The following is a 17,065-nucleotide window of genomic DNA, read 5'->3' as shown; positions in this document are numbered from 1 at the left end:
CCTCGGAAGAGGTCGCGACCCTGCAGCGCAAACACGTGACGCAGAAGATGTTCGCCACCCGCTATTCCGACGTCTTCAAGGGCGACAAGAACTGGCAGGGCATCAAGGTGGCCGGCGGCCAGACCTACGCCTGGGACATGGGCTCCACCTATGTGCAGAACCCGCCCTATTTCCGGGATATCAAGATGGAGCCGGCGCCCGTCACCGACATCGTCGAGGCCCGGGTCCTGTCGGTGTTCGGCGACTCGATCACCACCGACCACATCTCGCCGGCCGGTTCGATCAAGGCGACCTCGCCGGCTGGCGTCTATCTGCGTGAACGCCAGGTTCCGACCACGGAGTTCAACCAGTACGGCGCCCGCCGCGGCAACCACGAGATCATGATGCGCGGCACCTTCGCCAACATCCGGATCCGCAACCGCATCACCCCGGACATCGAGGGCGGGGTGACCAAGCACTTCCCGTCCGGCGACGTGATGTCGATCTACGACGCGGCCATGCGCTACCAGTCGGAAGGCCGCTCGCTGGTGGTGTTCGCTGGCAAGGAATACGGCACCGGCTCGTCCCGCGACTGGGCGGCCAAGGGCACCAAGCTCCTGGGCGTCCGCGCCGTGGTGGCCGAGAGCTTCGAGCGCATCCACCGCTCGAACCTGGTGGGCATGGGCGTGCTGCCGCTGCAGTTCCTGCAGGAAGGCTGGCACAAGCTCAATCTCACCGGAGAGGAGATCGTCACCATCCGCGGCCTCACCGAGGTCACGCCCCGCAAACAGCTGATCGTGGAGATGTACCGCCCGTCGGACGGCCGCATCGCCCGCTTCCCGGTCCGTTGCCGCATCGATACGCCCACCGAATTGGAGTACTTCAAGAACGGCGGCGTGCTGAACTATGTGCTGCGCAACCTGGCCCGCCCAACGCCCGTCGACGCCTGAACCTGTGACCAGCGGGCCCGCGCGCGACCGTGCGCGGGCCCTGCCACGAACCCGGTCCTCTGACCCCTCACGCCTTGTTGTAATTTACAGGGCCGCGTTCTCCGCTTAAGTCGCCCCGATGCGGAAAGCCGCGCTTTTCAGCCTGATACTGCTCGCCTGGCCGGCCGCCGCCCTGGCGGCCAAGCCGCCCGTGGTGGTCGAACTCTTCACGGCCCAGGGTTGCGCCTCCTGTGGGGAGGCCAACAGCTATATCGGTAAGCTGGCCGAGCGCCCTGGCGTGCTCGCCCTGACCTTCCCTGTGGATTACTGGGACTACCTCGGCTGGGCCGACACCTTCGCCAAGCCGGAATTCGCCGACCGCCAGAAGGCCTATGTCGCCCGCCTGGAACTGCGCGAGCCCTACACGCCTCAGGTGGTGGTGGACGGGGGCGGCCAGGCGGCAGGTCTGCGCACCGCCGAGGTGGAGAAACTCGTGCGCGACGCCGCCGCAGCGCAGCGCAATCCGCCGGACATCCGCTTCGTCAATCCGCGCCGCGTGGATGTGGGCTCGGGCCGGGTTCCCCGGGGCGGCGCCGAGGTCTGGCTGATCCGCTACGACCCTCGCGACCAGGAGGTGGCGGTCAAGAGCGGCGATAATCGCGGCCAGATCATCAGTCAGAAGAACGTGGTGCGTGAGGTCAAGCGCCTTGGCGCCTGGCGCGGCCGGCCCACCGCCTACCGAATGACGACGTCGCAGGAGGAGGGGCTGAAGAGCGTGCTGATCCTGCAGGCGCCCAATGGCGGCCGGGTCCTGGCCGTGGGCCAGCCGGACTCCTGACGCCGATCCAGTCCCCGATGACAAAACCCCAAATGCAAACCCGCGCGGCTGGAGAGGACCGCGCGGGCTTACGTCTGGGGACTTAAGGCGTCGGCTGGCCAGTCCGCCGATCCAGGGGGGCTGGGGGGGCTGTTCAGGATCCGGGACCGAGGTTCCGACCAACCGACGCTTGCAATATCGGCACGCGATCAGGCGGCGGGGGGACCGAAATAAGGTCATTTCGCGGCGCTAGCCTCTCCAGGCGCTCCGGCTATTTCGGGTGGTCCGACGCAGAATTTTCAGTCAGGCTCGACGTCGATGGCATTCGATCCGTCCTACGCGTCGCCGCGTCAGGCCAGCGTCTTCTTCGACAGGCGCGAGCTCGTGCGGCTGTTGAACCTCTACGGACGGATGGTGGCCGCCGGTGAGTGGCGCGATTACGCCATCGACGGCCTGGCCGACGCCGCGGTGTTCTCGGTGTTTCAGCGCGCCTCTGAGTCCCCCCTCTATCGCGTCGAGAAACGCCCCAGCCTGGCCAAGCGCCAGGGCGCCTGGGCGGTGGTCGGCCATGGCGGCATGATCCTGCGCCGCGGCCACGAGCTGGAGCAGGTGCTGCGTTTCTTTGACCGCGGCCGGTTCAAGGTCGTCGACTAGCATCCTTTCCGGCCCCGTTTTACGGGGAAGGCGGGCCGCCCGCCGAAGAGCGGGTTGTGGAAGGGGCGGCCGCAAGTTCCGCGCCCGGTCTCCCCCCTGCCCGCTTCGCGCGGGAGGAAACGACAAAACCCCGGCGGTCGCCCGCCGGGGCTCTTCGTCGATCAGATGTTTCTTCCGCTTAGCGGCGGTTGCCGAACAGGCTCAGCAGGATCTGGAAGAGATTGATGAAGTTGATGTAGAGGCTCAGCGCGCCGTAGTTGGTGGCCACGCCCATGGCCGCCTGGTCGCCGCCTAGCTGGTAGTACTGGGTCTTCAGGCGCTGGGTATCATAGGCGATCAGGCCCGCGAAGATGAACACCCCCAGGACGCTGACCATGAAGTTCAGCATCGAGTTCTGCAGGAAGATGTTCACCACCGAGGCCAGGATCAGGCCGATCAGGCCGACCATCAGGAAGCTGCCGAACCCGGTCAGGTCCCGCTTCGTGGAGTAGCCAAACAGGCTGAGCGCGCCAAAGGCGGCCGCCGTGATCAGGAAGGTCGAGGCGATCGAGGCGCCGGTATAGACCAGGGTGATCGCGCCCAGGCTCGCGCCGATAAGGGCGACGATGGTCCAGTAGAAGATGCCGGAGGTGCGCGGCGTGGCGTTCTTCATGCCGAACATGCCAAACATCATCACCGCCAGGGGGCCGAAGGCCACGACGTAGCCTAGCGCCTTGAAGCCCACCAGCCGGCCGTCGATGACGTTGTAGAGCAGCGCCTGGACCGGCCCGAACTGGCCGGTGAGGTAGGCGAGGCCGGCGGAGACCACTAGGCCCAGCGCCACCTTGTTGTAGACGCCGAGCATGAAGCTGCGCAGGCCCGCGTCCACCGACATGTCGGCGCGATCCGTGGGGATCGCGCGCGAATAGTCGCGGTTTAGGTCGCTCATGAGAGGCAAAGCCTTGTTTCAAACGCCCCCAGTGGGCGCAGGGCTCAATATCGGGGTCCGGCCCGGTTCACGCAAGGCCATACCGGGCAAAGGGTTGTTGTGGCGAAACCCACCCCGGCCCGCGTGGCGCGCCGGGCTTTTGTCGGGTTAGAACAGGGTCATGGTCCGCCTGTTCGCCGCCCTCCCCCTTCCTGACGAGATCGGCCAGGCCCTGGCCCGGCGGCAAGACGGGCTGGCGGGCGCCCGCTGGCGGCCGCTGGACGCCCTGCACGTGACGCTCAGGTTCTATGGCGAGTCGCCCGAGGACATCGCCCGCGACCTCGACGCCGAGCTGACCACGGTCGGCGGCGGGCCCTTTGACATGGTGCTGCAAGGCGCGGGGTCGTTCGCCGACGACAGCGGCGTCAACGCGGTGTGGGCCGGTGTGGCCGAGAACCCGGCGCTGCGCCAGCTAGCCCGGGCCTGCGAGATGGCGGGCCGCCGCGTGGGCCTGAAGCCGGACCTGCGCCACTGGCGCCCGCACGTCACCCTGGCCTATCTGCGCGGCGCCGACCCGGTCGCCGTGGCCCACTGGATCCAGGCCAACAACCTCCTGAAGTCCCCGCCGATCCGGGTGGACCGGTTTGGCCTCTATTCCAGCTTCCTCGGCAAGGAGCGCGCCCACTACCGGCTCGAGGTGGAATACCCGCTCTAGGTCGCTGCGTGGTCCTTCAGGACGCCCAGTGGCGCGATGGCCAGGGTCTCCTCGTGGGTGGCTTCCAGCACCAGCTTGGGTGCGGCGCCGGCGTCCAGCGCCTCCTTCCAGCGCGGCGCGCACAGGCACCAGCGGTCGCCGGGCTTGAGGCCCGCGAACTCCGCCTCGGGCCGGGGCGTCGACAGGTCGTTGCCCGCGGCTTTGGAGAAGGCCAGGAATTCGGCGGTCATCACCGCGCAGACTGTGTGCATCCCCACGTCGTGCGGGCCGGTCTCACAGCAGCCGTTGCGGAAGAAGCCGGTCATCGGCGACGTGGAGCAGGCCGCCAGTTCGCCGCCCAGCACATTGCGGGCGCCGGCGTCGTAGCGGAGGGTGGGTGTGGTCATGAGCCCACTCTACCCCTTAGATTTGACGCTCCGCCATGCGCGAAGCCACTGACGAGCCCCGATGACCGCCGATCGCCCCCGCCGAAGCGTGCTTTATCTGCCGGCGTCCAATGAGCGGGCGATCGACAAGGCGCGCGGGCTCGCCTGCGACGCGGTGATCCTCGACCTGGAGGACGCCGTGGCGCCCGACGCCAAGGTCCAGGCCCGGACCCAGGCCCTGGCGGCGGTCCAGGCCGGCGGGTTTGGTCCACGCGAGGTGGTGATCCGGGTGAACGGCCTCGATACGCCCTGGGGGGCTGAGGATCTCGCCGCAGCGAGGGTGGCCGGGGCCGCCGCGGTCCTGGTCCCCAAGATCGCCTCGGCGGACGACCTGCCGGCCTATGCCGCGGCGCTGGGCGGCCAGACGCGGCTCTGGGCGATGATCGAGACCTGCGCGGCGATCTTCGCCCTGGATGCGATCGGCGCGGCCTCGGCGGCCAACCGGGTGGATGCCTGGGTGATCGGATCCAATGACCTGGCCAAGGAGATGCGCTGCCGTCCGGGGGTGGAGCGCGCTCCGCTGGCCGCCGCGCTGTCGCTCAGCGTGATGGCCGCCCGCGCCCACGGCCTGGCGGTCCTTGACGGCGTGTTCAACGAGATCACCGACGCCGAGGGCCTGGCGCGCCAGTGCGCCCAGGGCGCGGAGTTCGGCTTCGACGGCAAGACCCTGATCCACCCCAGCCAGATTCCCGCGGCCAACCGCGCGTTCACCCCCGACGCCCAAGCCGTGGCCTGGGCGCGAACCGTGGTCGCGGCCTTCGATTTGATCGAAAACGCCGGCAAGGGCGTTGTTCAGGTTGCGGGGCGCATGGTGGAGCGGTTGCACCTGGCTGAGGCGCGCCGGCAGATCGCCATCGTCGAGGCCGTAACCGCCGATGAGGTCTGAATTCCTGATGAGGTCCGTCCGCGCCGCCTGCCTGGGTTTCTGCGCTGCCCTGATGGCTGCGTCCGCTGGCGCGCAGCCGGCGCCCGCCGACCCGATCGGCGACCTGCTCAACCGCCCGAGCCAGCCGACGCCAGAGCTCGAAGAGCCGGACACCGCCTCTCAGCCCCCCGGCCCGCCGGAGCCGGAACCGTACCTGGTCCCCCTGCCCGCCAGCCCCCAGCCCTACGTGCCACAGGTGGTGCGGCCCCGGCTGACCGCCCCGGTGAACATCGACGAGTTGGGCAAGAGCCCCGAGGCCCCCGCCACCGTCGGCGACCTGGCCTATGAGAGCCGCATCCGCTCGTCCTTCGCCTCGACGCAAGGGTTCCAGGGCCCTCTCGACGGCGGCTGGACCCTGGCCGCTCGGGAGGGCGCAGACCTCTACGCCCTGGTCCTGATCGACCGCGGCGGAGGATTGGTGGAAGGCGCCTGGCGCGACCTGCGCCGGCCCGGCGCCATCGGCGCCTCGGGATTTGTCGACCCCGCCCAGAGCGTCGGCGCGGAACTGACCCTGCGCTTCACCGCCTCCGGCGCCGCGACCGCCACGGCGACCCTGCGCGCCGGCTACGACGGCCGCTGGACCGGCGAGCTCCAGGAAGCCGGCGCACGGCGCACCGTGACGCTGAGGCGCAAGAACTAGAGGCCCAGCGCGCGCCGGGCCTCGCGGATCGCCACGGCGAGATCCTCGGCGGGGTAGGGTTCAGGCGCGCCGAAGCCCCAGACCGGCCCAGGCCAGGCCGCATCGTCCGGGCGGCGACCCACCACATGGACGTGCAGTTGCGGCGTCAGGTTGCCGAGCTGGCCGACGTTGAGCTTCGGCGTCGGACGGCCCAGCGCCTCGCCGACGGCGCGGGCCGCGCGTCCCGCGGTGACGATTTCCTCCAGCAGCACCTCGCGTTCCCCCGCCGCTAGGTCCTCAAGCTCCCGCGCGCCGGCCACGCGGGGGATCAGGATCAGCCAGGGAAATCGCGCGTCGCCCTGCAGCCGCACGTGCGAAAGGGCGAGGTCGCCAAGCGCCTCGGAGGCGTCCTGGAAGGCGGGGTCGACGAAGGCCATGCACCAAGCTTGTGCACGCCCCCGCCCCGGTCGGGAAGGGCGGCCATTGCCGGGCGGGCGCCAATTGCGCTACGCACCCGCCAGCAACCGGAGCACCACCATGATCACGAAGCAGCCGATCCGCGTGGCGGTCACCGGCGCCGCCGGCAACATCGGCTATGCGCTCCTGTTCCGCATCGCCTCGGGCGAGATGCTGGGCAAGGACCAGCCGGTCATCCTGCAGCTCCTGGAGATCCCAGTTGAGGGTCCGCAGAAAGCGCTGAAGGGCGTGGCCATGGAGCTGGAGGACTGCGCCTTCCCGTTGCTCAACGACATGGTGCTCACCGACGACGCCAACGTCGCCTTCAAGGACGCCAACTGGTGCCTGCTGGTCGGCTCCAAGCCCCGGGGACCGGGGATGGAGCGCGCCGACCTCCTGAAGGACAACGGCAGGATATTCGTCGCCCAGGGCAAGGCCATTGACGCCGTGGCCGCCGCCGACGCCCGGGTGGCGGTGGTCGGAAACCCCTGCAACACCAACTGCATGATCGCCGCCAGCCAGGCCCGGCGCCTGACGCCTGACCGGTTCACCGCCATGGTGCGGCTGGATCAGAACCGCGGCCGCGCCCAGCTCGCCAGGAAGGCCGGCGTCGCGATCAACCAGGTCTCCGACCTCTACATCTACGGCAACCACTCGCCGACCATGTTCGCCGACTTCACCCACGCCACCATCGGCGGACAGCCCGCGTCCAAGGTGATCGGCGACCAGGCCTGGCTCGAGACCGAGTACCTGCCGGCGGTGGGCAAGCGCGGCGCGGCGATCATCGAGGCCCGTGGCCAGAGCTCGGCGGCCTCAGCGGCCAACGCCCTGATCGACCATGTCCGTGACCTCACCACGCCCGGCGCGGTCCACTCCGTGGCCGTGAACAGCGAGGGCCGCTACGGGTTCGCCGAAGGGGTCTGGGCCGGCATGCCGGTGAGGAGCACGAGCACCGGCTACGAGGTGGTGGAAAGCCACCAGATGGACGACTTCGCCAAGGGCAAGATCGCCCTGACCAACGACGAGCTGGTCGGCGAGCGCGACACCGTCAAAGATATGCTGGGCTAGCCCTCGTCGTCGTCCCAGGAGAGGGAATTGAGCTCCCGGATGCGCTGCTCGTAGACGTCGGCCACCGCGTCGGGGGAGCGTCGCGCAGCGTCCTCGCGGATCGCCAGCCAGTCGTCCTGCTCGGCGCGCAGTTCGCGGGGCGGCACGCCGGCGCGGATGGCGCGGTTGTAGGCCCGGTTCAACCGCCGGTCGGCCTGGGCGAGCTGGCTGTCGCTGCAGACCAGCTGCTCGGAGCGGCTGCGAGCATAGTCGCAGTCGAAGCTTGGGCGGGTCGGCCCTATCCGCGGCTCGGGCCGCTCGGCGAAGACGGCCTCGCGCGCCGCGGCGGGAACGGGAACCGGCGCCCGGGCGGCCGGAACCGGCGGCGCAGGACCCGCCACGCGCAAGTTCTGTGGGGCGGCGCGGACCATTTCCGGAGACAGGACTTCCAGGGGCGCGCCGCTAGGCGCGACGACCGCTGGCGGCGGGGCGTTGATCTCGATGTCCACCACCTGGCCGGGCGTTCCGTCGCTGGCGGTGGTGACCGGCTTCATCGGCTCGCGCGCGCGGCCGTCATCGCCGAAGTCCGGACGGGCCAGGAAGCCGAACACCAGGCCCAGCCCCACGGCGCCGGCGATGCCCCCCAGCAGCAGCTTGCGCGTGTTGCCCCGGCCAGGCGGCGGCGGGTCGATCCGCAGGCCGACGGGGCCGGAGAAGCCGTTGTAGGTGCCGCCCGACAGGGGCTCACGCTCGGTGGTCATGGCGCAGGTGTCTCTCCAACGATCCCTCGCCGGACCTAACCGCCAGCCGGACTCATCAGTTGCAACGGCGCCGCTCTATGCCAAGCTAGTAGCCCTGACGCGCGTCCCGGGTCAGATCGTCCAACTCGGCGATGCGGGCCTGGTAGACGTCGCGCACCGCCCAGGGCGCCTCGCGGGCGGCGGCGGAGCGGGCGGCGATCCAGCGCTGCTGCTGGCGTTGCAGGGCCGAGGCGGGGACGCCAGCGGCTTCGGCGTCGCGGTAGGCCCGCTGCAGCCGGCGGTCGGCGGCGCCCAGTTCGGGATTGCCGCAGACCAGGGCCACCCCGGCATCGGAGGCGGCGCAGCGGTCGAGCTTCGCCACGCGTATGGGTCCTGCGCCCTTGGTCGATCTGGCCTCGAGCTTGGCCGCCGCCTTGGCCAGCTTCACGGTCACCGGGCGCTTGGCCTTGCGGACCTTGGCCTTCTTCTCAGGCCCGGCTTCAGCCAGCTCGGTCTTGCGGGTCTTGTGGCTGGGCCCCTTGGCGACCGCGGCCTTGACCTTGCCGGGCGCCTTGCGCACGGCGCGCACCGCCGAGGCCAGCCGGGTGCGCTTCTTGGCCTCAGCTCTGTCCTCGTCGCGGCGCTTGCGGTCGTCGGCCCTGGCCAGCCGAATCTTCTCCGCGCGGGCCCTGGCCTTGGAGCCCGTCTCCGACTTGGCGAGCTTGGTCTCGTTGCGGTCCTTGCGGTCGGCCTTCGCCCTGGCCTTCTCCGGCTGCGCCTTGGCGGGCTTGTCGGCCCTGGCCAGCCGCACCTCATCCTCATCCTTGGCCTTGCGCTTGGGCTTGGCGGCGGTCCTGACCTCGTCGCGGTCGGCCCTGGCTTTGGCGATTTTGACCTTGTCGGGTTTGGGCTCGGGCCTGGCCCGGACCACGGGGACAGGCTTCGGCTCTGGCGGCGGCGCCAGCAACAGCTCCGGCGCCACCGGCACATCCACCCGCATCAGCCCCACGGGCGGGCGCTTCGGCGCGGCCGGTTCGATGGGCGCGGGTTCCGGCGCCGGCAGGTCGAACTGCAACTCGCGGCCGGGCTCGGCGGTCAGCACGTCCAGCGGGACGCCCAGCGGGGCGGGGGTATCGTCGAGGATAATCTGCAGGCGTTGCCCGGGCTCGCGCGCAGCCGCCATGGGGGCCGCAACGGGGCCGATGCGGCGCTCGTGCGGGGCGGGCCTCGCCCACAGGCCCAGACCCATGCCCAGGGCGCAGGCGCCGACCACGCCGGCGATCACCATGCGGCGCGCGCCACCAGATGGGGCCTCTGCGAAGTCGTCGGTCTGGTCGTGCGCCATGTCGGTCCCTGAGAAAGCGGGCCCCTCGACGCAGCGAGCAGGTTTGGCCCGGCCGCAACCGCAGCTAGGTTAGCCCACCCGAACTCTCTCCCGTCGCCCAGAAGAGGCCGAAATCGTGACGAATCCAATACCCAAGCTTGAGACAGATCGCCTCATCCTGCGCGGACCCTGCGCGGAGGACTTCGAGGCCTGGGCGGCGTTCGCCGCCGACGAGGAGGTGATGCGCCATATCGGCGGCATCCAGCCGCGCCCGGTCGCCTGGCGGGGTATGTGCTCGGTGGTGGGCGCCTGGCATGTCCGCGGTTTCTCCATGTTCTCGGTGATCGAGAAGGCGTCGGGGCGCTGGATTGGCCGGATGGGCCCCTGGGAGCCGGAGGGCTGGCCCGGAACCGAGGTGGGCTGGGCGCTCATCCGCGACGCCTGGGGCAAGGGCTACGCCACCGAGGGCGCGACGGCCTGTATCGACTGGGCGTTCGCGACCCAGAACTGGACCGAGGTGATCCACACCATCGAGCCGGAGAACGCCGGCTCCCAGGCCGTGGCGCGGCGGCTGGGCTCCACGGTCCTGCGGCCGGCGCATATGCCTGCGCCCTATCAAGGCGTGATCGACGCCTGGGGCCAGAGCCGCGAGCAATGGCTGGCCAGGGGGGCGGGCTAAATCCAGCCGCGTTGCCGCAGGACGCCCGCGTAGGTGCGGCTGACCGGGACCTCGCTTCCGTCCTTCAGGGTCAGGGTCGCCCGCCCGTCGCCCCGGCGGGCATCGGCGATGGCGTCGCGGGCCACCCACCAGGAGCGATGCACCTGCACGCCCTCGATCCCCTCGAGCTCGGCCACCGCATCGGCCAGCCGCATGAGGATCAGGTCCTGCCCTTTTGAGGTGTGCAGGCGCAGGTAGTGGTCCTCGGCCTCCACGGCCCACACCTCGGCGCCCCGCAGCTTCAGGGGCAGGCGCTGCAGGAACTTGGCCGGTCCCGGCGCGGCGGAGGTCGTGGCCATCTCCGCGTTGCGGCTCAGCGCCACCGCCAGGAAGGTCATGGCCACACAGACCACGGCGGTGTTCAGGAACAGCCCCGGCAGGTGGCGGGCCGACATCAGCCGCCCGTCGGGCAGGCTGCTCAGCAGCCAGACCACCACGCCCTGGGGCGCCACCATGATCAGGCCGCCGCCCAGGGCCTGCAGCCACAGACTACGCCGCAGCGCCGGGATGCGACAGGCGAGCCGGAAGCTGAACATGCCCAGCAGTGCGCCGGCCCAGCCCACGGCCACCATCATCGCAGTGCGCGGCCAGAACGGCACGCCGGCGGACCCGAAGGCGCCCACGAAGCTCAGGAAGCCGCCGATGGCTGTGGCGACCAGCAAGGTGCGGACCACCACGCTGCGGGTGATCGGCTCCGTGCGCGAAGCGCTAACGACGTCGCCTGACGCATCACGAACCCTGGCCGTCATCCGACGTATCCGCGCTCGCGCATTGATCCGTCCGTCCTCAAGGGTCCCGCCATCAAGCGCGGCCTTGGAGCGCCACGCCCTGCATGTCGGAGATAAAGGATGTCGGCTGTTTCGCAAACGCCCGCCCGCCGAGCCATGGGCTTGGGCCCACGTTTCGCTCTGGGCATGCCCGCCGCAGCGGCGTTGACGGCCATGGCCAGGGGCCGTTCGCTGGGTGTCGCTGGCCGCCCTGGTGGTCGGCGCCTCGATCTTCATCACCGAGCTCAACAACGGCGCCTGGTCCCCGGTCCACCTGTTCACGGGTTGGACCCTGGTCATCCTGCCGGTTGGGGTCATGTGGGCCAAGCGCCACGACGCGGCCCGCCACCGACATGTTCATCGCCTTCATCCCCGGCCGGACCAGGTGGAACATGGTCTTCGGCCACCGGGTTGCCCCGGTTGCCAGCCCTGGGCGCGGCGCCTATAAGCCGCCTCACTCGCCGCTGAGGCGAAGTCTCCCAGCCCGCGCCTCAAAGGCCTCATGAATATCCACGAACACCAAGCCAAGACCGTCCTCTCCGAGTTCGGCGTCGCGGTCCCGCGCGGCCATGCGGCCTTCACCGTCGACGAGGCCGTCAAGGCCGCCGAGCAGTTGGGGGGTCCGGTCTTCGTGGTGAAGTCGCAGATCCACGCCGGTGGCCGCGGCAAGGGCAGGTTCGAAGGCCTGGGCCCCGACGCCAAGGGCGGGGTCCGGGTGGTCAAGTCGGTGGACGAGGTCCGCGTAAACGCCGCCGAGATGCTGGGCCGCGTGCTGGTCACGCACCAGACGGGCGCGAAGGGCAAGCAGGTGAACCGCCTCTACATCGAGGAGGGCGCCCAGATAGCCAAGGAGTTCTACCTCTCCCTGCTGGTCGACCGCGACACCAGCCGGATCTCGGTGGTGGCCTCCACCGAGGGCGGCATGAACATCGAGGATGTGGCCCACGAGACGCCGGAGAAGATCATCACCTTCGCCATCGACCCGGTCACCGGCGTCTGGCCGCACCACGGGCTGATGCTGGCCAGCGCGCTGGGCCTCAAGGGCGATCTGGCCAAGCAGGCCGGCAAGCTGCTGGGCCAGCTCTATACGGCCTTCACCGCCAAGGACATGAGCCTGCTGGAGGTCAATCCGCTGATCGTCACGGCGGACGACCAGCTGCGCGTGCTGGACGCCAAGATGTCCTTCGATTCCAACGCCCTGTTCCGCCACAAGGATATCGTTGCGCTGCGCGACGAGAGCGAGGAAGACCCCAAGGAGATCGAGGCCTCCAAGCACGACCTGTCCTACATCGCCCTCGACGGCGAGATCGGCTGCATGGTCAACGGCGCGGGCCTGGCCATGGCCACCATGGACATCATCAAGCTCTACGGCGCAGAGCCGGCCAACTTCCTCGACGTGGGCGGCGGCGCCACCCAGGAAAAGGTCACCGCGGCCTTCAAGATCATCATGGCCGACGAGAACGTCAAAGGCATCCTGGTGAACATCTTCGGCGGCATCGCCCGCTGCGACCTCTTGGCCGAGGGCGTGGTCGCTGCGGTCAAGGAAGTGGGCCTGACCGTGCCGCTGGTGGTGCGCCTGGAAGGCACCAACGCCGAGCTCGGCAAGCAGATCATCCGCGACTCAGGCCTCAACGTGATCCCGGCCAACGACCTGTCGGACGGAGCGGAAAAGATCGTCAAGGCCGTGCGGGGCGCTGCGTAAGAATGTCTATCCTCATCGACAAGTCGACCCGCGTGATCTGCCAGGGCATCACCGGCGCCCAGGGCACGTTCCACACCGAACAGGCCATCGCCTACGGCACCAGGATGGTGGGCGGGGTCACTCCCGGCAAAGGCGGCACGACGCATCTGGGCCTGCCGGTGTTCGACACCGTTGGCGAGGCCATGCGCCAGGCCGGCGCCGACGCCAGCGTGATCTATGTGCCGCCGGCCTTCGCCGCAGACTCCATCCTCGAAGCCATCGACGCCGAAATTCCGCTCATCGTCTGCATCACTGAGGGCATCCCGGTGATGGACATGATCAAGGTGAAGCGTGCGCTATCCGGATCGAAGTCGCGGCTGATAGGCCCGAACTGTCCGGGCGTGCTGACGCCCGACCAGTGCAAGATCGGCATCATGCCCGGCAACATCTTCAGGCGCGGTTCGGTAGGCGTTGTCTCGCGCTCCGGGACGCTTACCTATGAGGCGGTGTTCCAGACCACCCAGGTGGGCCTGGGCCAGACCACCGCCGTCGGCATCGGTGGCGACCCGGTCAAGGGCACGGAGTTCATCGACGTGCTGCAGATGTTCCTCGACGATCCGGAGACGGAATCGATCATCATGATCGGGGAGATCGGCGGCGCGGCCGAGGAGGACGCGGCTGAGTTCATCAAGAATTCAGTAATCAAGAAGCCTATGGTCGGCTTTATCGCGGGGCGCACCGCGCCGCCGGGACGGCGCATGGGCCACGCGGGCGCGATCATCTCCGGCGGCAAGGGTGGAGCCGACGACAAGATCGCTGCGATGGAGGCCGCGGGCATCCGCGTCTCACCGTCGCCGGCGAAGCTCGGCGAGACCCTGGTCGAGGTGCTGAAGGGCGCCTGAGATAGAATTTAACGTAAGGGCGGTCCGCGCTCGGCTCCTTTCCCAGAAGCTTCGCGGCCCCTTCGGGAAGCGGATGAGATGGCGGACGACGCAGGTCTGATCAACGAGGTGCTCGCCGAGACCTCGTTCCTCTACGGCGGCAATGCGGCCTTCGTGGAGGACCTCTACGCCCGCTGGGCGGAAGACCCCGCCGCTGTCGATCCCTCCTGGCAGGCGTTCTTCGCCTCGCTGTCGGACCACACTGACGAGGTCAGGCGCGCCGCCGCCGAGCCCGCCTGGGTCAGGCCCTCCGCCCCCGCCGCGCGTCCCGAATGGCTCTCCGCCCTCGACGGTCTGTGGCCGGCCGTGGAGGCCAAGGTGGGCGCCAAGATCGCCGAGCGTGCGCCTGCCGCCGCATCGGTGGACGAGGTCCGCGCCGCCACCCTCGACAGCCTGCGCGCCATCATGATGATCCGCGCCTACCGGATGCGCGGCCACCTGAAGGCCAACCTTGATCCCCTGGGCATCGCCACCACCCCCGGCGACGCCTCGGAGCTGGACCCGGCCACTTACGGCTTCTCCGAGGCCGACTTCGCCCGGCCGATCTTCCTGGACTTCGTGCTGGGGCTGGAGACTTCCACGATCGGTGAGATCCTGGAGATCCTGCGGCGCACCTACTGCGGCAACGTCGGGGTGCAGTACATGCACATCTCCGACCCGCGCGAGAAGGGCTGGCTACAGGCGCGCATCGAGGGCCGCGACAAGGAGATCGTCTTCACCAAGGAGGGCAAGGTCGCCATCCTGAAGAAGCTGATCGAGACCGAAGGCTTCGAGAAGTTCCTCCACCGCCGCTTCCCCGGCACCAAGCGCTTCGGCCTGGACGGCGGCGAGAGCATGGTCCCGGCCCTGGAGCAGATCATCAAGCGCGGCGGCGCGCTGGGGGTGAAGGACATCATCGTCGGCATGCCCCACCGGGGCCGCCTGAACGTGCTCGCCGCCGTCATGGGCAAACCCTACCAGGTGATCTTCCACGAGTTCCAGGGCGGCTCGTCGCTGCCCTCCGACGTGGAAGGCTCCGGCGACGTGAAGTACCACCTGGGCGCCTCGTCGGACCGCGAGTTCGACGGCAACAGCGTCCACCTGTCGCTCACCGCCAACCCGTCGCACCTGGAGATCGTCAACCCGGTGGTGATCGGTAAGGCCCGCGCCAAGCAGGCCTTCGCCCTGCGCGAAAACCCCAGCGTCGGCCGCGGCCACGTCCTGCCCCTACTGATGCACGGCGACGCGGCCTTCGCCGGCCAGGGGGTGGTGGCCGAGTGCTTCGCGCTCTCCCAGCTCAAGGGCTATGGAGTCGGCGGCTCGATCCACTTCATCGTCAACAACCAGATCGGCTTCACCACCGACCCGCGCTACTCGCGCACCAGCCCCTATCCCTCGGATGTGGCGCTGATGGTCGAGGCGCCGATCTTCCACGCCAACGGCGACGACCCCGAGGCCGTGGTCTACGCCGCCAAGGTCGCCACCGAGTACCGCCAGAAGTTCGGCAAGGACGTCGTCGTCGACATGTTCTGCTACCGGCGCTTTGGTCACAACGAGGGGGACGACCCCACGATGACCCAGCCGCTGATGTACGCGAAGATCAAGGATCACCCCTCGGTCCGCGACCTCTACGCCCGCCGGCTGGTCGCCGAGGGCGTCGCGACCGAAGCCGACGTCAACAGCTGGATTGCCGAGTTCGACACCTTCCTCGACGCCGAGTTCGACGCCGGCAAGACCTACAAGGCCGACAAGGCCGACTGGCTGGACGGCAAATGGGCCGGCCTCGCCCAGCATGGTGACGAGGATCGCCGCGGCCAGACCGGCGTGGCGATGCAGAAGCTCATCGACGTCGGCCGCGCGATCACGACGATCCCCGACCGCATCGACGCCCATAAGACGGTCCGCCGGGTGATCGAAGGTCGCCGGGCGGCCATCGACGCGGGTGAGGGCCTCGACTGGGGCACGGCCGAGCACATGGCCTTCGCCACCCTGCTCGACGAGGGCATCCCGGTCCGCCTCAGCGGCCAGGACAGCGTGCGCGGCACGTTCACCCAGCGCCACTGCGACCTGATCGACCAGACCACCGAGGAGCACTACACCTTCCTCAACAACGTCCGCCCCGGACAGGCCAACTTCGAGGTCATCGACTCGGCCCTGTCCGAGGAGGCGGTGCTGGGCTTCGAGTACGGCTTCAGCCTCGCCGACCCGAACACCCTGACGCTCTGGGAAGCCCAGTTCGGCGACTTCGTGAACGGCGCCCAGGTGGTCATCGACCAGTTCATCATTTCGGGCGAGCGCAAATGGCTGCGCATGAGCGGCCTGGTGATGCTGCTGCCGCACGGCTACGAGGGCCAGGGTCCGGAACACAGTTCCGCCCGCCTCGAGCGCTTCCTGCAGTCCTGCGCCGAGGACAACATGCAGGTCATCAACTGCTCGACCCCGGCCAACTATTTCCACGCCCTGCGCCGCCAGATGCACCGCGAGTTCCGCAAGCCGCTGGTGGTGATGACCCCCAAGAGCCTGCTGCGGCACAAGAAGGCGGTCAGCAACCTCGCCGATCTGGCCGAAGGCTCGTCGTTCCACCGCGTGATGGTCGACGGCGCCGAGGCCGGCTGCGATGTCGGCGGGATCACGCTGAAGCCGGATGACCAGATCAACCGGGTGATCATTTGTTCGGGCAAGGTCTACTTCGACCTGATCGACGCCCGGGCGAAGACCGGCCGCGACGACGTCTACATCCTGCGTCTGGAGCAGTTCTATCCCTGGCCGATGAAGTCGGTGATGCAGGTGATGGCCCGCTTCGCCAACGCCGAGCTGGTCTGGTGCCAGGAAGAGCCGAAGAACATGGGCGGCTGGACCTTTGTTGATCCGTGGCTCGAACTGACTCTCGACCGCATGACGATCAAGGCCAGGCGCGCCCGCTACGTCGGCCGCCCGGCCTCGGCCTCGACGGCCGCCGGTCTGATGAGCCGACACCTGAAAGAACTCGAGACCTTCCTGGCTGAAGCCTTCGCCTGACGCCGCCTGCCCGACCTGACGCGATACGAAAGACCTGACGATGGCCGACATCATGACTCCCGCCCTGGGCGAATCCGTCACCGAAGCGACGGTGGCCCGCTGGACGAAGAAGCCCGGCGACGCAGTGCGCAAGGATGAGATCCTCGTTGAGCTGGAGACTGACAAGGTCAGCCTCGAAGTGGCCTCGCCCGCCGACGGCGTGCTGGAATCAATCAGCGCCGCTGACGGCGAGACGGTGATTCCGGGCGCGCTGCTGGGCGTTGTGACCGCCGGCGCTTCGGCCGCGAAGCCTGCGCCCGCCACGGCGGCGCCGGCCGCCGCTCCGACCGCTCCCGCCCCCGCGCCTGTCGCGGCTCCGGCCCCCGCCGCTGCCCTCGCCCCGAGCGCTGCGGTCACGCCGTTGGCGCCGTCGGTGCAGCGCATC

At 69.2% G+C, this 17,065-nt stretch carries 18 protein-coding genes and 1 pseudogene; 13 read left to right on the top strand and 6 right to left on the bottom strand.

Going from position 1 to position 17,065, the window contains the following annotated elements:
- From ACLL81_RS09520 to ACLL81_RS09510, 3 genes and pseudogenes are all read left to right on the top strand, one after another.
- A pseudogene (locus ACLL81_RS09520) lies at positions 1-929 on the top strand (aconitate hydratase); the annotation flags it as partial.
- A gap of 118 nt (positions 930-1,047) precedes the next feature.
- Entirely contained in the window at positions 1,048-1,746 is a 699-nt protein-coding gene (locus ACLL81_RS09515; protein ID WP_411288105.1) for a DUF1223 domain-containing protein, read from the top strand.
- A gap of 297 nt (positions 1,747-2,043) precedes the next feature.
- A complete protein-coding gene (locus tag ACLL81_RS09510; protein WP_411288104.1) occupies positions 2,044-2,379 on the top strand; it encodes a DUF2794 domain-containing protein in 336 nt (111 codons plus the stop codon).
- 178 nt (positions 2,380-2,557) lie between these two features.
- On the opposite strand, the gene ACLL81_RS09505 is transcribed toward ACLL81_RS09510, so the two are convergent.
- Entirely contained in the window at positions 2,558-3,307 is a 750-nt protein-coding gene (locus ACLL81_RS09505; protein WP_411288103.1) for a Bax inhibitor-1/YccA family protein, read from the bottom strand.
- Between the two features lie 160 nt (positions 3,308-3,467).
- Here ACLL81_RS09505 and thpR point away from each other — a divergent pair, with 160 nt between their 5' ends.
- On the top strand, positions 3,468-4,001 hold the full coding sequence (gene thpR / locus ACLL81_RS09500) for an RNA 2',3'-cyclic phosphodiesterase (protein WP_411288102.1): 534 nt from the start codon (positions 3,468-3,470) through the stop codon (positions 3,999-4,001).
- Here thpR and ACLL81_RS09495 read toward each other — a convergent pair.
- Positions 3,998-4,387, bottom strand: coding sequence for a DUF2237 family protein (locus ACLL81_RS09495; RefSeq protein WP_411288101.1), 390 nt, complete (start codon positions 4,385-4,387; stop codon positions 3,998-4,000). The two genes, thpR and ACLL81_RS09495, sit on opposite strands and share 4 nt — an antisense overlap.
- Positions 4,388-4,448: 61 nt before the next feature.
- Between ACLL81_RS09495 and ACLL81_RS09490 the strand changes: the two genes are divergently transcribed.
- Together ACLL81_RS09490 and ACLL81_RS09485 are read left to right on the top strand one after the other, a co-directional pair.
- Positions 4,449-5,312, top strand: coding sequence for an HpcH/HpaI aldolase/citrate lyase family protein (locus ACLL81_RS09490; protein WP_411288100.1), 864 nt, complete (start codon positions 4,449-4,451; stop codon positions 5,310-5,312).
- A gap of 52 nt (positions 5,313-5,364) precedes the next feature.
- Positions 5,365-5,991 carry a hypothetical protein gene (locus ACLL81_RS09485; RefSeq protein WP_411288099.1) on the top strand — a complete coding sequence of 209 codons (627 nt, stop codon included), beginning with the start codon at positions 5,365-5,367 and terminating at the stop codon, positions 5,989-5,991.
- Here ACLL81_RS09485 and ACLL81_RS09480 read toward each other — a convergent pair.
- Positions 5,988-6,407: an HIT domain-containing protein gene (locus ACLL81_RS09480; protein WP_411288098.1), complete on the bottom strand. Its 420-nt coding sequence runs from the start codon at positions 6,405-6,407 to the stop codon at positions 5,988-5,990. The genes ACLL81_RS09485 and ACLL81_RS09480 overlap by 4 nt on opposite strands.
- A gap of 100 nt (positions 6,408-6,507) precedes the next feature.
- On the opposite strand from ACLL81_RS09480, the gene ACLL81_RS09475 reads away from it, so the two are divergent.
- Positions 6,508-7,494 carry a malate dehydrogenase gene (locus ACLL81_RS09475; RefSeq protein WP_411288097.1) on the top strand — a complete coding sequence of 329 codons (987 nt, stop codon included), beginning with the start codon at positions 6,508-6,510 and terminating at the stop codon, positions 7,492-7,494.
- Here the strand turns inward: ACLL81_RS09475 and ACLL81_RS09470 are convergent.
- On the bottom strand, positions 7,491-8,234 hold the full coding sequence (locus ACLL81_RS09470) for a lysozyme inhibitor LprI family protein (RefSeq protein WP_411288096.1): 744 nt from the start codon (positions 8,232-8,234) through the stop codon (positions 7,491-7,493). The two genes, ACLL81_RS09475 and ACLL81_RS09470, sit on opposite strands and share 4 nt — an antisense overlap.
- A gap of 85 nt (positions 8,235-8,319) precedes the next feature.
- Positions 8,320-9,558, bottom strand: a complete 1,239-nt coding sequence (locus tag ACLL81_RS09465) for a lysozyme inhibitor LprI family protein (protein ID WP_411288095.1) — start codon at positions 9,556-9,558, stop codon at positions 8,320-8,322.
- A gap of 115 nt (positions 9,559-9,673) precedes the next feature.
- Between ACLL81_RS09465 and ACLL81_RS09460 the strand changes: the two genes are divergently transcribed.
- Positions 9,674-10,216: a GNAT family N-acetyltransferase gene (locus ACLL81_RS09460; RefSeq protein ID WP_411288094.1), complete on the top strand. Its 543-nt coding sequence runs from the start codon at positions 9,674-9,676 to the stop codon at positions 10,214-10,216.
- Here ACLL81_RS09460 and ACLL81_RS09455 read toward each other — a convergent pair.
- Positions 10,213-11,004 (bottom strand): LytTR family DNA-binding domain-containing protein, encoded by a 792-nt coding sequence (locus tag ACLL81_RS09455; protein ID WP_411288093.1) that lies wholly within the window; start codon positions 11,002-11,004, stop codon positions 10,213-10,215. The two genes, ACLL81_RS09460 and ACLL81_RS09455, sit on opposite strands and share 4 nt — an antisense overlap.
- Before the next feature lie 214 nt (positions 11,005-11,218).
- Between ACLL81_RS09455 and ACLL81_RS09450 the strand changes: the two genes are divergently transcribed.
- The 5 genes from ACLL81_RS09450 to ACLL81_RS09430 all read left to right on the top strand — a co-directional run.
- The gene (locus ACLL81_RS09450; RefSeq protein ID WP_411288092.1) at positions 11,219-11,470 is read left to right on the top strand and encodes a hypothetical protein; all 252 of its coding nucleotides are present in this window, start codon (positions 11,219-11,221) and stop codon (positions 11,468-11,470) included.
- Positions 11,471-11,524: 54 nt separating this feature from the next.
- The gene (sucC, locus tag ACLL81_RS09445) at positions 11,525-12,724 is read left to right on the top strand and encodes an ADP-forming succinate--CoA ligase subunit beta (RefSeq protein ID WP_411288091.1); all 1,200 of its coding nucleotides are present in this window, start codon (positions 11,525-11,527) and stop codon (positions 12,722-12,724) included.
- Positions 12,725-12,726: 2 nt separating this feature from the next.
- Positions 12,727-13,605, top strand: coding sequence for a succinate--CoA ligase subunit alpha (gene sucD, locus ACLL81_RS09440; RefSeq protein ID WP_411288090.1), 879 nt, complete (start codon positions 12,727-12,729; stop codon positions 13,603-13,605).
- 78 nt (positions 13,606-13,683) lie between these two features.
- Positions 13,684-16,641 carry a 2-oxoglutarate dehydrogenase E1 component gene (locus ACLL81_RS09435; protein WP_411288089.1) on the top strand — a complete coding sequence of 986 codons (2,958 nt, stop codon included), beginning with the start codon at positions 13,684-13,686 and terminating at the stop codon, positions 16,639-16,641.
- Between the two features lie 40 nt (positions 16,642-16,681).
- Positions 16,682-17,065 (top strand): biotin/lipoyl-containing protein (locus ACLL81_RS09430; RefSeq protein ID WP_411288088.1); only part of this gene is annotated, 384 nt, incomplete at its 3' end.

Source organism: Phenylobacterium sp., from assembly GCF_046590535.1.
In the GTDB taxonomy this organism is placed as follows: Bacteria; Pseudomonadota; Alphaproteobacteria; order Caulobacterales; family Caulobacteraceae; genus Phenylobacterium.
This window is presented reverse-complemented; position numbering and strand designations above follow the sequence as displayed.

Bases quoted from the DNA above. Each gene is read 5' to 3' on its own strand.
- ACLL81_RS09515 (WP_411288105.1), top strand. From the start codon at position 1,048: ATGCGGAAAGCCGCGCTTTTCAGCCTGATACTGCTCGCCTGGCCGGCC.
- ACLL81_RS09510 (WP_411288104.1), top strand. From the start codon at position 2,044: ATGGCATTCGATCCGTCCTACGCGTCGCCGCGTCAGGCCAGCGTCTTC.
- ACLL81_RS09505 (WP_411288103.1), bottom strand. From the start codon at position 3,307: ATGAGCGACCTAAACCGCGACTATTCGCGCGCGATCCCCACGGATCGC.
- thpR (WP_411288102.1), top strand. From the start codon at position 3,468: ATGGTCCGCCTGTTCGCCGCCCTCCCCCTTCCTGACGAGATCGGCCAG.
- ACLL81_RS09495 (WP_411288101.1), bottom strand. From the start codon at position 4,387: ATGACCACACCCACCCTCCGCTACGACGCCGGCGCCCGCAATGTGCTG.
- ACLL81_RS09490 (WP_411288100.1), top strand. From the start codon at position 4,449: ATGACCGCCGATCGCCCCCGCCGAAGCGTGCTTTATCTGCCGGCGTCC.
- ACLL81_RS09485 (WP_411288099.1), top strand. From the start codon at position 5,365: ATGGCTGCGTCCGCTGGCGCGCAGCCGGCGCCCGCCGACCCGATCGGC.
- ACLL81_RS09480 (WP_411288098.1), bottom strand. From the start codon at position 6,407: ATGGCCTTCGTCGACCCCGCCTTCCAGGACGCCTCCGAGGCGCTTGGC.
- ACLL81_RS09475 (WP_411288097.1), top strand. From the start codon at position 6,508: ATGATCACGAAGCAGCCGATCCGCGTGGCGGTCACCGGCGCCGCCGGC.
- ACLL81_RS09470 (WP_411288096.1), bottom strand. From the start codon at position 8,234: ATGACCACCGAGCGTGAGCCCCTGTCGGGCGGCACCTACAACGGCTTC.
- ACLL81_RS09465 (WP_411288095.1), bottom strand. From the start codon at position 9,558: ATGGCGCACGACCAGACCGACGACTTCGCAGAGGCCCCATCTGGTGGC.
- ACLL81_RS09455 (WP_411288093.1), bottom strand. From the start codon at position 11,004: ATGACGGCCAGGGTTCGTGATGCGTCAGGCGACGTCGTTAGCGCTTCG.
- sucC (WP_411288091.1), top strand. From the start codon at position 11,525: ATGAATATCCACGAACACCAAGCCAAGACCGTCCTCTCCGAGTTCGGC.
- sucD (WP_411288090.1), top strand. From the start codon at position 12,727: ATGTCTATCCTCATCGACAAGTCGACCCGCGTGATCTGCCAGGGCATC.
- ACLL81_RS09435 (WP_411288089.1), top strand. From the start codon at position 13,684: ATGGCGGACGACGCAGGTCTGATCAACGAGGTGCTCGCCGAGACCTCG.